At 65.8% G+C, this 12,509-nt stretch carries 13 protein-coding genes; 4 read left to right on the forward strand and 9 right to left on the reverse strand.

What is annotated here, in order from left to right; genetic code table 11:
- Positions 1 to 74: 74 nt before the first annotated feature.
- Genes H290_RS0110930 through H290_RS0110940 form a run of 3 tightly spaced genes read right to left on the reverse strand, consistent with a single transcriptional unit; the run spans position 75 to position 3,470 of the window.
- Complete coding sequence (locus H290_RS0110930) at positions 75 to 911, reverse strand: transglutaminase domain-containing protein (protein WP_020106841.1); 837 nt, start codon at positions 909 to 911, stop codon at positions 75 to 77.
- Positions 912 to 930: 19 nt separating this feature from the next.
- Positions 931 to 1,854: a diacylglycerol kinase gene (locus H290_RS0110935; RefSeq protein ID WP_020106842.1), complete on the reverse strand. Its 924-nt coding sequence runs from the start codon at positions 1,852 to 1,854 to the stop codon at positions 931 to 933.
- Positions 1,851 to 3,470: an FAD-binding oxidoreductase gene (locus H290_RS0110940; protein WP_081631554.1), complete on the reverse strand. Its 1,620-nt coding sequence runs from the start codon at positions 3,468 to 3,470 to the stop codon at positions 1,851 to 1,853. Before H290_RS0110940 ends, H290_RS0110935 begins: the two co-directional genes overlap by 4 nt.
- Positions 3,471 to 3,490: 20 nt before the next feature.
- Here H290_RS0110940 and H290_RS0110945 point away from each other — a divergent pair, with 20 nt between their 5' ends.
- Entirely contained in the window at positions 3,491 to 4,129 is a 639-nt protein-coding gene (locus tag H290_RS0110945) for a TetR/AcrR family transcriptional regulator (RefSeq protein WP_020106844.1), read from the forward strand.
- Positions 4,126 to 5,688: a glycerol-3-phosphate dehydrogenase/oxidase gene (locus H290_RS0110950; protein ID WP_051121965.1), complete on the forward strand. Its 1,563-nt coding sequence runs from the start codon at positions 4,126 to 4,128 to the stop codon at positions 5,686 to 5,688. The genes H290_RS0110945 and H290_RS0110950 overlap by 4 nt, the downstream gene beginning before the upstream one ends.
- Here H290_RS0110950 and H290_RS0110955 read toward each other — a convergent pair.
- Positions 5,685 to 6,776, reverse strand: a complete 1,092-nt coding sequence (locus tag H290_RS0110955) for an aminotransferase class V-fold PLP-dependent enzyme (protein ID WP_028463048.1) — start codon at positions 6,774 to 6,776, stop codon at positions 5,685 to 5,687. The genes H290_RS0110950 and H290_RS0110955 overlap by 4 nt on opposite strands.
- 98 nt (positions 6,777 to 6,874) lie before the next feature.
- Between H290_RS0110955 and H290_RS0110960 the strand changes: the two genes are divergently transcribed.
- Positions 6,875 to 7,507, forward strand: coding sequence for a hypothetical protein (locus H290_RS0110960; protein ID WP_020106847.1), 633 nt, complete (start codon positions 6,875 to 6,877; stop codon positions 7,505 to 7,507).
- Positions 7,508 to 7,546: 39 nt separating this feature from the next.
- On the opposite strand, the gene H290_RS0110965 is transcribed toward H290_RS0110960, so the two are convergent.
- From H290_RS0110965 to H290_RS0110985, 5 genes are all read right to left on the reverse strand, one after another.
- The gene (locus H290_RS0110965) at positions 7,547 to 8,350 is read right to left on the reverse strand and encodes a hypothetical protein (RefSeq protein WP_020106848.1); all 804 of its coding nucleotides are present in this window, start codon (positions 8,348 to 8,350) and stop codon (positions 7,547 to 7,549) included.
- A complete protein-coding gene (locus tag H290_RS0110970; protein ID WP_155976798.1) occupies positions 8,347 to 8,763 on the reverse strand; it encodes a hypothetical protein in 417 nt (138 codons plus the stop codon). The genes H290_RS0110965 and H290_RS0110970 overlap by 4 nt, the downstream gene beginning before the upstream one ends.
- The gene (locus tag H290_RS0110975; protein WP_020106850.1) at positions 8,760 to 9,173 is read right to left on the reverse strand and encodes a hypothetical protein; all 414 of its coding nucleotides are present in this window, start codon (positions 9,171 to 9,173) and stop codon (positions 8,760 to 8,762) included. Before H290_RS0110975 ends, H290_RS0110970 begins: the two co-directional genes overlap by 4 nt.
- A 265-nt stretch (positions 9,174 to 9,438) precedes the next feature.
- Entirely contained in the window at positions 9,439 to 10,275 is an 837-nt protein-coding gene (locus H290_RS0110980; RefSeq protein ID WP_020106851.1) for an LLM class flavin-dependent oxidoreductase, read from the reverse strand.
- A 37-nt stretch (positions 10,276 to 10,312) separates the two neighbouring features.
- Complete coding sequence (locus tag H290_RS0110985) at positions 10,313 to 11,695, reverse strand: MFS transporter (RefSeq protein ID WP_020106852.1); 1,383 nt, start codon at positions 11,693 to 11,695, stop codon at positions 10,313 to 10,315.
- Positions 11,696 to 11,803: 108 nt separating this feature from the next.
- Here H290_RS0110985 and H290_RS0110990 point away from each other — a divergent pair, with 108 nt between their 5' ends.
- Positions 11,804 to 12,379, forward strand: coding sequence for a YqgE/AlgH family protein (locus tag H290_RS0110990; RefSeq protein WP_020106853.1), 576 nt, complete (start codon positions 11,804 to 11,806; stop codon positions 12,377 to 12,379).
- The last annotated feature ends 130 nt before the right edge of the window (positions 12,380 to 12,509 follow it).

Here is a 12,509-nt window from a genome sequence, read left to right on the forward strand (position 1 = left end):
CGTTTTCGCATGGCCCACCGGATATTGCGGGTGGACGGTGCGAAAACGGGTGGACGAGCGCCGGCAGTGATGGCTCAGGTGATCGAGATCAGGTCGGAGATGTCGTCGGACGGTAGCGTGCCGTCGACCACGGCGGTGACGGTTGCGTTGTTCAAATTGATTGCGCCACCGTGGTTGTCGAGGAATGCGGTGTCGGCCGCGTCGCGACCGGTCGAGATGCGGACCAGGGTCTGCCGGGGTGCCAGGCAGGTGGCATCGACCACTCGCCACTGTCCGTCGACAACCGCTTCGGCCACCGCGTGGAAGTCCATCGGGTCACACCCGGGTGCGTAGACGGCGACCAGTCGGGCCGGCACGTTGAGGGCTCGAAGGGCCGCGACCACCAGATGCGCGTAGTCGCGGCACACACCGGCACCGGCGAGCAGGGTGTCGGAGGCGCCGTCGGTCGGGCCACTGGCTCCGGGGGTGTAGTCGAGGTGGTTGCCGACCCAGGCCGCAACCAATTCGAGTAGCGCCGCGGGTTTGGCGGAAGGATCGAATTGCTTTGCCGCCCAGCCGAAGAACTTGTCGGCCTCGGCGTACCGGCTGGGGCGCAGATACAGCGACTGGTCGTAGTCGGTGGCCGTCGCGGGTGCGGTGTTGCCGAGGATGGTGGCCTCGTATGCCACCTGCAGATTGCCGACGCCGGCGTGCAGCAGATGAATCCGGTTGCCCTCCGGTCCGCTGACCTCCTTGGCCTCCACGGGTTGTCCGTCGAGTACGAAGGACAGTGTCTCGGTCACCTCGGCGTCGGGATGCGGTGCGACGGCGATCTGGAACTCGAGATCCGTCTCCTCGGTGATCTCGACATCGAGATGGGCTGATACGTCGCGTTTTTGCAAACCTGCTCCTGAAGCATTCAGTGAAATCATGGATCGACAGGAGAATTCTCTACTCGCCCCCCGACGCTGCCGATACCAGGAACGATACCGCACCGGGCCGGACTTCGATGGTTGCCGGCAGTTCGCCGATCCGATCGCCGTCGGCGTAGATCGGTGTTGGCCGGGTACTGCTGAGTTCGATGCGCCGGCCGCGGACCTGATCCACTTCCTTTCGGTGAATGTGCTTGCCGCTGTAGATGGTTGGGAACATTCCCATCAACTTCAGGCGCGACCCGTGGTGGACCAGGATGACATCGAGGTGACCGTCGTCGATCAGGGCGGACGGAGTGATCTGCATCCCACCGCCGTAGGTTGCGGTGTTCCCGACCGATGCCAGCACGAGGTCGTGCTCGAGTTTCCGGCCGTCCACGGTGATCTCATACGGGAAGGGCTTCATCCGAGCGAGCTCGATCACCGCCGCAATCGGGTATCGCAGTTGACCTTTCGGCCACGGCAGGGTGTTGGCGCGTTCGGTGACGAGGGCGTCGAGGCCGGTCGCGGCCACGGTGCCGAACGCGTGGATGCTGCCGTCGGCCAGCGTGATGGTGGCGGTGTCGCAGACCCGGCGGGCACCGGCGGCGATGATCGCGGCGGCGGCCGCCTGATCGTGGATCGGTATGCCCAGCGCCCGGGCGGTGTCGTTGCCGGTGCCGGCGGGCATCAGTCCGATGGGCAGGGCGCCCGCGCCGGACTCATATGCGGCCTGCAGGGCCAGACGAATTGTGCCGTCGCCGCCGACCACCACCACGGCGTCATGATCGGATGTCTGTGCGGTGCGGACGAGTTCCAGGGCTTCATCGGCACTCGAACCGAGCAATGGGGTGACCTGCAGTCCGGCAGCGGTCAGTGCCTCGACCGCCGCGTTGGACGTCTGGCCGGCCAGACCGTGACGTGCGGACGGATTGATGAGTGCGGCAACCCGGTGGATGGTCATGGAATGAGTTTGCCCGGATTGAGGATGCCGGTGGGATCAAGTGCGGATTTCACCGCACGCAACACCTGGGCACCGACGTCCCCGATCTCATCGGACAACCACGGCCGATGGTCGGATCCCACTGCGTGGTGATGGGTTATCGTGCCGCCGGAGTCCACAATCGCCTGGCTCACAGTAGTTTTCACGCCATTCCATTCGGCGATCGGGTCATCGCCGCAGCGGTAGGCAACCGTGAAATACAGCGAGGCGCCGGTGGGGTAGGTGTGGGAGATGTGGCAGAGGACCAGTGCGGGGGAGCCGGATCGGCCGATGGACTCGGTGAGGGAGTTCGTGACCGTCGCCTTGAGACTGGCCAGGTTCGACCAGGTGGTGGCGGTCTCCAGGGTCTCGCAGCCGACGCCGATCGTGAGGAGCGCATCTCGCAGGTAGGGGGCGTTGAAGCGGCCGTGCTCCCAGGCCTGCGCCCGGCCGTCGCCGAGCGACGTCCCGCCCGCCGCTGCCAACAGCGCGCCGGTCAACTCCTTGCGCGCCCGGGCCACCGCCTCGGTTCCCTCGAACGTGGTGATGGCCAGGCACCCACCCGACACGGTCTCGGTGTCGGCGCCGATCTTGTCCGGGCTGGTCAGGTTCACGCCGGTTTCGGCCTCGTCGGACAGTCTCATCACCGTCGGCCCACCACCGGACTGTGCCACTGCGCGCAAAGCTGCTGCACCGGAGTCGAAGTCGGCGAAATGCCAGGCGTCGTACAGGGTTACCGGCGCGATCCGGTGCACCCGCAGGGACACGGAGGTGATCACGCCGAGAGTTCCTTCGGAACCGAGGAACATCTGGCGCAGATCGGGTCCGGCAGCGGTTTTCGGGGCGCCGCCCAGAGCGAGAATCCCGGTGGGCGTGACCACCCGAAGTCCGGTGACCATGTCGTCGAATCGCCCATAGCCGGCGGAGGCCTGTCCGGACGATCTGGTGGCCGCGAAGCCGCCGATGGTGGCGAACTGGAAACTCTGCGGATAGTGTCCCAGCGAGAATCCGTGTGCGGCCAAAAGCTTTTCGGCCTCTGGACCGGTGACCCCGGCACCCAGAACGGCTTCGCCGGAGATGGTGTCGATCGACAAGAGCTGATCAAATCGTCGCAGGTCGAGGCTGATCACGGCGCGCATCTCGCCGGCCTCGGGATCGACTCCGCCGACCACACCGGTGCCGCCGCCGAAGGGCACCACCGCGATCCGGGAGTCGGCACACCACTGAAGGAGATCGGAGATCTCCTGTTCGGTCGCGGGTTCGACCACACAATCGGGTGCATCCTGAGTGCGGTTCTTGCGGCGCAGGAGGTCGAGGGTCGACTTGCCGCCCGACCGCGTCAGGCGATCACCGTCGGCGGTCGACACGGCGGCGACGATCCCGCGTAGGGCGTCGAGGTCGGCGTCGGTGAGCCGAACCGGGGAGAGTTCGATCTCGGTGGCTGCCGGAGCCGGAATGGGGTCACCGGTGACACCGAGGACCTGGGCGAGCAGCGCCCTGATCGGTTCGGACAGCTCGGTGGCCGCCTCGGGCGAGCCCCATCCGTCCCAGCGCATTGGTGGAAGTGGCAGAGAATGCTGTGGAAATCCGACCGTCATGAGTTACAGTTTTACACAACATGTCAATCCGTAACGAAGAATTGGACCACGTTGTGAAAGCCGGCGTCGGCGACCCCGACCCGGTGGCCTCTGCGATGGGCGCCAACATCACCGATCGTGTCCTCGACGCGACACGCACGGTGTTGATCCGTGCCGCGGGTCGCAAGATCACCCTGGCCGAGGTGGCACGTGAAGCCGGGGTCAGTCGGCCGACCGTCTATCGGCGCTGGCCGGACGTCCGGACGCTGACCGCCGACCTCGTCACCCGGGAACTGATCGGCACGATTGCCGACATCCCGGAACGCGGTCCGACGCTGGATGACAAGGTTGATCGCCTCGTTGCGGTCGCCGATGCGATCCGTGGGAACAACCTCCTCGAAATGCTCTGGCGTGAACCGTCGAGCGCTCTTGCCCCATATGTTTTCGTTCGACTGGGCCGTAGCCAGCAAGCTGCTCTGACGATCTTGCGGCGGGCCATCGCCGACGGTCAATACCGCGGCGATGTGCGCCGGGGAGCGCCCGATCAGATGGCCGCGATGGTGCTGATGATCTGCCAGGCGGCGGTCCAGTCCCACGCGATCCTCGAGCCCATCCTGGCCGATCAGTGGACGGTGGAACTGCGGCACGCGGTGCACTCGTACCTGCGGGTGCAGTCATGACCGCCGAGCAGATCCCGGCCGGAGCGCTGAGCCCCACGTCGCGCCGCGCCGGTCTGAATGAATTACGTTCGCGCACAGAGCCATTGGATCTCCTCGTGATCGGCGGGGGAGTCACCGGCGCCGGAGTTGCGCTCGATGCCGCGAGCCGCGGCCTCTCGGTGGCGCTGGTGGAGGCCCGCGACCTCGCGTTCGGTACCAGTCGGTGGAGCAGCAAGCTGATCCACGGTGGTCTGCGTTATCTGGCGAGTCTCGATGTGGGCATCGCGAAGGAGTCGGCTCTCGAACGTCACCGGATCATGACGCGAATAGCACCTCATCTGGTTCATGCACTGCCACAGGTCATCCCGGTCTTCACAGACAGTCCCAGGAAGGCGACGACCGCTGCACGGCTGGGGATGCTGGCCGGGGATATGTTGCGGCACAACGCCAAGACTCCACCGGAGGTCCTGGCCCGGTCGCGGAGGGTGTCGGCGACGGAAGCAGAGGCGCTGTGTCCCGGGATCCGTACCGACGGGCTACGGGGTGCGGTGGTGGCCCATGACGGACAGCTCATCGACGACGCCAGGTTTGTTGTCGCGCTGGCCCGGACAGCTGCCGTCCATGGCGCGATCATCAGCACTTACACGCGGGCCACGGACGTGACCGGCGAAGGGGCGACCCTGACAGATGTCCTGACCGGTGCCACATTCGGTGTCCGGGCGCATGCCGTCATCAACGCGACCGGTGTCTGGGCCGGAGAGGTCGACCGGACCGTGAAGCTGCGTCCGAGCCGGGGAACACACCTGGTGGTCGACTCCCAGTCGCTGGGCAACCCGACCGGTGCACTCACGGTTCCCTTGGGCGACAGCATCAGCCGGTATGTGTTCGCGTTGCCGCAACAGCTCGGCCGCACCTACATCGGACTGACCGACGAGGATGCGCCGGGCCCGATCCCGGACGAGCCGCAGCCGTCCGACGGTGAGATCACCCTGCTGCTCGACACCATCAACAAGGCGCTGGCCCGTCCGCTGACCCGAGACGACATCCAAGGGGTGTTCGCCGGGCTGCGTCCGCTGGTGGAGGAGGTCGGTCCAGGCGTATCGGTGAGTACGGCGGATCTGTCCCGCAAACACCTTGTGGCAGTGGGGGACAGCGGTCTGATCACGGTGGTGGGAGGCAAGCTCACCACCTATCGGGAGATGGCCGAGCAGGCGGTCGACGAGGCCGTCACCCGGTCGGGTCTGCGGGCCGGGCCGTGCCACACCAGTGAATTGCCCCTGATCGGCGCCACCGGATCGCCGGACACCTCGGGATTGCCGGATTCCCTGGTCGCCCGGTTCGGCGCGGAGGCCCCGCATGTCATGGACGTTGCGCAGGTGCCGGACGCGGCCGCGCAGATCGCGCCCGGTATCGACGTCACCCGGGCCGAGATCGAGTTCGCGATCACGCACGAAGGCGCCTGCACGGTCGATGACATCCTGGCCCGTCGAACACGAATTGCTCTGGTGCACAAGGATGCCGACCTCGCCAGGGATGCCGTCACCGTGATTGCCCGGAGTGTGGATCCGGCCGGGGTCTAGTAACCCATCCGACGGAGCTCGCCGGCGAGCAGGTCCAGGTGCGACCGTTGGACATCCAGGTGCGGGCTGATCCGCAGGACCGATTGCTCCGTGTTGAGCGGCGCTCGCCAGGAATCCGCGCAGGTGACCAGGATCCCGATCGACCGCAGTTTGTCGCGGGCGGCCAGGACATCCGACGGACCCCATCCCGGAGGTGGCGCCAGTGTGACGATGGCCGAGGGTTCGTCGATCGGTTCGAGAACTTCCCAGCTGCCGATACCGTGCAGGCGTTCCCTGGCGAAGCGGCCGATGGCGGCGAGTTCGCGGCTGACCCGTTCGGGGCCGAAACTCTGCAGTTCCTGGATCGCCACACCGAGTCCGAGGCGCCCGGCCACAAAGGCTTCGGAACTCTCGATCTCCACCGGGCGTACCGAATCAGAGCGCACCGCAAGGAATCCGACACCGCGTGGACCGGCCAGCCACTTGCGGCTGGTGCCGTAGACGACGTCGGCACCGGATGCGCAGTCGCGCTGGCCGAACGACTGCGCGACGTCGACAACCACCGGCACTCCGGCGGCCCGGGCGAGATCGACAACCTTGTTGACCGGCTGGACCACACCGCTGTGTGAGCCGATATGGCAGATGTGGATGAAGTCGGGCTGGTCGAACTGGAGCATGTTCTCGAGTGCGTCGGTGTCGACGTGGCCGTACACATCGCCGGAGGGGATGGTGTGGACGGCGTAACCGCGGCGTTCGAATTCGTCGAGGTTGGGCCCGAACTCGTTCTTCGCCACCCAGACCGTGGCGGAGATGGGGAGGTTCCAGTAGGTGAGCAGCGCCCGCAGTGAGGCCTTTGCCGACTCACGGAAGGCGAGTTCATGCGCCTGGTGTCCGACCAGTGCGGCGATGTCGCGGCGACAGCGGTCGAGGGATTCCGACATCTGTTCCTGTGCGACGTAGGCGCCACGCTCGGATTCACGCCACAGATGCGCGGTGATCGTCTCGATGACCTTGCTGGAGGAGCGTGATGCCGACGCCGAATCGAGATGGATGCTCATCGGCTCGGTCCGACCGCGATGCCACAGATCACCGAGCTCGCTGACATACATCCGTAGATCCTCCTCGACGCCGGGCAGGGTGTGCATCACACGCTACCGCCTACGGCCGGCCCGGAACCGGCGCACCGGTCCAGTCCGTCCTAGTACGCATGGACCCGGTCATCGAGTACGTCTTTGGTGTTGGTGACGGATCGCCGATCACGTGGTGCTCGCCCGCCGACGCGGTGCTCGGCGGGGGTGTGGCCGACGCGGTCCGGCTCGACTTCGACGGTGACGGCAGGCTCGACGACGTGTTGTGGGATAGGGACGGCGATGGTCGCGCAGATCTCAGTGGTCTCGATCTCGACGACGACGGTGTACCGGATAAGTGGTTCTCCGACAACGGTTCTGGTGTGTGGGGGCAGTCAGAACCGGCTCCATCGGCCGCTACCCCGCAGATACCGGGCCCCGAGATCCCGACTCCACAGATCGAAACCCCGGCGCCGGCCGACGTGCACGTCACCTGGACCTCGCTCGACGGTACGTCCCAGACGTCAACGGCCACCGAGGATGCGGAGGGGTCGCGCACGTTGATCGATTTCACCGGTGACGGGGATACGAGGGATCTCCTCTACGACCGTGACTCGGACGGCCAGGGCGAGATCGTGGTGGTGCGGACGGGTGGTCGGGTCTACTTCGACACCGATGGCGATCAACGTTTTGATCAGGTACTCGTCGACCGCGATCTCGACGGGACCGCAGACGAGGTGATGTCGCCAGGGGAACCGGGTTTCGGCCTGTGAGAGGTCAGAAGAGCACCTGTTATTGCTGGCTCGGCAGCCTCAGGCGGCCCGGTTGTCATGCCGAAGGCGACGGTCTTCGATGGCGCGGGCGGTCCGGTAGGTCCGTCCGGTGCGCCAGGCCGAGAACGAGGCCGTCAGCGCGAGCAGCAACGACCCGAACACGCAGAACGCGAGGGCCAGAAATCCCAGGCACAGACTCACCGGACTGGACTCGGCGATGTGGATACCGGCGATCCAGATCAACGCTGTGACAAAGACTTTCCAGATCGCCCAGAGCACACCGCAGAGTCCGCCGAACCCGACGAGGTAACGCAGCGGCCCGAGCTCGGATCGGACGACCGTCCACCCGAGATAACCGGCAGGGAATCCGATCCAGAAGGCAAACACCGCCTGGTACACCACCACCTGGTACATATGCCCGTAGTCGGCGAGGAAGTCCGACGACGGCGTGAGTTCGCTGTGGACCAGCGACAGATTGATCACCGCGATGGAGGCGGCGGCGGCCACCACGAGAAGCATGATCCGCTGGTTGAGGTCGGGACCGCTGCGGCCGCCGTGGTCCGATTCGTTGTCGCCGAAGCGGATCGCCATGAGAGTTGCGACCAGGGCGCACCCGGCGATCACCGCCGAGGTGGCGCCCCAGATTCGTTCGGAGGTGTTCATCGCCTGGCGAACGCCGTCTTCAGGGACCAAGGTCGAGTAGTTCTCGCCGGTCAGGCAATAGAAAACAATGCACACACCGAAGGCGGCCGTCGCTGTCTGGCGGTACCAGCCCCCTCGGACCGCCAGCATCATCCCCAGGGCGACCCCCACCCAGGCGAGGGCGCCGAGCGCCTGACTCATGCGACTATGCCAACAGCTCCGAACGCGGCAGTCAATGCGCGATTGTTCCGGGGTTCGCTGCCCCGTCCCTCGGCCAGCGTGCCGACAGTCGTGGCAAAAGCCTCGGCCTGCGACTCGCGACGCGCGTTCTGATCGCAACCCTCGTGGCCGGCGAGCAGATGCCAGGCCTCATGGGCAGCAATGTGCATCCGGTGCGCGTCAGAGACGTTGGCAGGCGACACGATGATCGCGGTTCCGTCGCCGGTCCGCAGTGCGGCCCCGGTGATCTCGCCCGAGTCGAAGGACTCCGAGGTGATGCACCGAACCTCGCATCCGAGTTGTTCGCCCAGCCGGGACTCGAAATCGTCCCAGGACCAGCCGCTCATCGGCGTGATGGCCGCGGCGAGGCGGAACATCTTCTGCCGGGTCATCATTGTCCGACGCTTTTCTCGGCTTCGAGAACCCGGCTCACCTCTCGTAGTAGCGAGGCGAGCTCGGCCCGCCCGGTCGATGACAGCTGATCGGCACGGAGGCCGGCTACTTGAAGCCCCGTTTCCTCGATAGCAGCCTGCACCTCTTCGCCGAGAGTGCGGGGGCTGGAAGAGAAGTGCTCCTTGGAGACTCCGAAGAATGAACAGATGGCGTCGCGAACAGCGCCGTCAACCTTCATCACGCGGCCCTTACGGATCCGCCAGACGAACTGCCGATCGATGTTGCGACCTGTTTCGGCCGTCACCCAGTCGGCAATTTCTGCGTTGGCAGTGCGCGACCCACCTGGCCAGCGAGAAGCACAGAGCCGATTGAGTTCAATGGCGAACTCAGATACCTCGTCACGATTGCGCATTCGCCAATAGTGCCAGGTGGTCACCCTTTTTGTCGCCTTGGTCACACGATTTCGACGATATTTTCGGCGACCACTGCAGCGGTGACTGTGCTCCGGTGTCAGTGCCGGGGGACTGAAATGCATCCTGAGCTGCGTCGATACCGTGTCCGAGCGGGATTCCCGGGTGTGTGCCCGCCCGCTGTGAATCTTGACCAGTTGTCCGTCTCAGTCGTTCAGATCTGGCGTTGACCTCCGCAGATACCCCATTCATGGGGTAGCGAGCGGCTCAGAATTCCTTGGGCGGACCGGCTTTGATGCGCTCGAGTTGGTAGGCGATCGGATCGTCGGGTGTCGAAGTCCAGTCGGAGTCGAGCCACCACGTGATCCCCGCGTCTTCGAGTGCGCGGGCTTTTTCGCGTTCTCCGGCGGGGTCCGACAGATCGGCGGTGCCCTCGTAGACGACGTCGTACTTTCCCGTGTATCCGAGTTCTTCGCGGAGTTCCCGGATCTCGCCGGCCACGCCGACCCAGCGTTCGATTGGCTGCGGTTCCGGGCCGGCCACACCGGTGAAGTTGGGTATCAATCCGTCGCATCGCGCGGCCCGCGACATCGATTTGCGAGAACCCTCCAGTCCCACACACCAGGTGGTGATCCGGGGCTGCTGGACCGGCGGGGCGGGCAACTCGAAATCGGTGGGCTGCACCTGGTAGTGCTTGCCGTCGTAGGCGTAGGGCTGGCCACCCCATAGTCCGAACATCACGTCGAGGCCCTCGTCGACGAGTTCGGCGCGCACCTTGCGGCCCTGATCGGCCTCGAACGCCAGCCAACCGGGATGCAGAGCCCCCAAACCGACGCTGAGGATCACCCGGCCACCACTGAGCCGATCGAGTGTGGAGGTCGTGGATGCCAGGTCCCACGGTTTCCGCCGGGCCAGAGGTGTGAGCATGGTGCCCAGGCGGATGTGGCTGGTACGGACGGCCGCGGCGGTCAGAGAGATCCATGGATCGACGCCCCAGAGTGCCTCCCATCCGAACACCGCGTCCCAGCCCGCCTCTTCGGCGGCGACAGCCATGTCGGCAAAATCCGCGCTGTCGCCCTTGGCGAACACGAGTCCGTACTGCACGCGCTGCCTCCTGTGATCGGGGGAGTAAGTGAGCGGGTCAGGCAGTTTTCGCCAGCGGCGCGGGAGGCCCGGGAGGCGCGGGGATGGGTCGACGGTGGATCAGGGTGACGGACACGATGGCCAGTGCGTAGAGCACCGAACCGGCGGCAACGAGGATCGCGGACTTGCCGTTGGTGGGGATGACGATCGCGGCGACGGTCACCGCTGCGACAAAAGCGACGTTGAACAGGGCGTCCTGGAATGAGAAGGCCTGTCCGCGACGGGCGTCGTCAACGTCCATCTGCATGGCCGCGTCGCCGCAGAGCTTGCACACCTGGCCGATCAGACCCAGGAACACCGCGGCGATGCAGATGACCACGCCGTTGAAGCTCAGCAGCGTCAGCTGCGCGACCGTTCCGATGGCCAGGGCCGCCACCACAGCGCGCAGGCGGCCGAACCAGGCCACCGCGAAGGGGGTGATCACCGCGGCGCACAGCATGCCGACCGCGGTCAGTCCGGCAACCAGACCGAAGCCGGTCAGGCCGCCGCCGAGCGCGGATTGTTTGGTCATGACCAGCAGCAGGAGGGTGTTCATGCCGAACACGATCCGGTGTGCACCCACCCCGGACAGCGCCGAGGCGGCGGGAGGCGAGCTCCAGACTGCACGGGCGCCGTGGCCCAGACCCACCGCGATCGCTCGCAGGGCGGTGCCCTCGGGATGCTTGGGCGTCGGATGGCCGACGAAGTCGGGGTGATCGGGGCCGAGCTGTAGGGGTTCGAAGTGGCGTGCGATCGCCGCGGTGATCAGTGCCACCACGACTGCACCGAGCAGTGTCAGTGCGCTCCCGGTGTTGTCGGATCCGAAGATCCCGCGCAAACCGAGGGCGGTTCCGGCACCGAGGGCCAGGATCACGGAGCCGATGGTGGTGAAGAACGAGTTCATGCCGATCAGCAGTTCGCGAGGCACCACGTGCGGCAGGGATGCGGAGAGCCCGGACGCGACAAACCGGCTCGCGCCGGTCACCGCCAGCGCGGCGATCAACACCCCGTTGTCGCCGGAACCCGTGGCGACGACGATCGAGACCATCGCGACGAGGAAGGCCCGGAGCACGTTGGCCCAGACAAGGACCATGCGTCGATCCCAGTGGTCGAGCAGTGCACCGGCAAACGGACCGACCAGCGAGTAGGGGAGAAGCAGGACCGCCATCCCGGCGGCGATCGCCATCGGGTCGGCGTGCCGTTCGGGGTTGAAGAGGATGGCACCGCCCAGTGCGGCCTGAAAGAGTCCGTCGGTGAACTGGCTTCCGAGCCGGACGGTGAGGAGCCGGGACAGGCCCGGTGATTCGCGAAACGACCGCGTGAAATCGCGCATCGGCAACCGGTGGTGGCTGGTGCGGACATGCGGCGCTGTGGCCGCGACGGGCTGTTCGACGTTCACCATGTCCAGCCTACAAATTATTCCGGGCCCGGGTACAGGGCGAGTTCAGGATCAGGTATTCGAAGGTGTTCGCCACCGACCGCCGGAGCTCCGGCGTGGCATCATGTTCGGGTGTCATCGATTCCCGAGCCGATCTCTGCCGGCAGTTTGTTGATGGCGTCCACCGACCTGGTCGAGCCCACATTCCGTCGCTCGGTGATCTATGTCATCGAGCACAACGACGCGGGCAGCCTCGGTCTGGTCCTGAACCGGATGAGTCAGACGGCGGTGCACAACCTGTTGCCGGAATGGACCGACACCGTCGCCCGGCCCAAGGCGATCTACATCGGCGGTCCGGTGAAGCAGGACTCCGCGCTCTGTCTCGGTGTGATCAAACCCGGCGCCGACGTCGACAACATTCCGGCGTTGCGGTCGGTCGAGGGTTCGGTGGTTCTGGTCGATCTCGATGCCGACGCCGAAGAACTCGGGGAGTCGTTGGTCGGTGTCCGGATCTTCGCCGGATATGCCGGGTGGGGTATCGGGCAGCTCGGTGATGAATTGATGTCGGGAAGCTGGATCGTGGCGCCGTCGTTGCCGGCCGATGTGTTGGCGCCCGCCGAGGTCGACCTCTGGTCGCAGGTCTTGCGGCGTCAGCCCTGGCCTCTGCCGATGTTGTCGACCCATCCGATCGAACTCGAACGCAACTGAGCCCCGCCCCACTCCAGATGGACCTGCCACGCGCGTGGCATCTCGACACCGCATGGATATAGCTCTACCCAGGTACGCGATCGGTGAAACAGGTATTCAGCCGAGGCACAACAGATTTGCGGGTCCGTCG

Source organism: Nocardia sp. 348MFTsu5.1 (genome assembly GCF_000383535.1).
In the GTDB taxonomy this organism is placed as follows: Bacteria; Actinomycetota; Actinomycetes; order Mycobacteriales; family Mycobacteriaceae; genus Williamsia; species Williamsia faeni.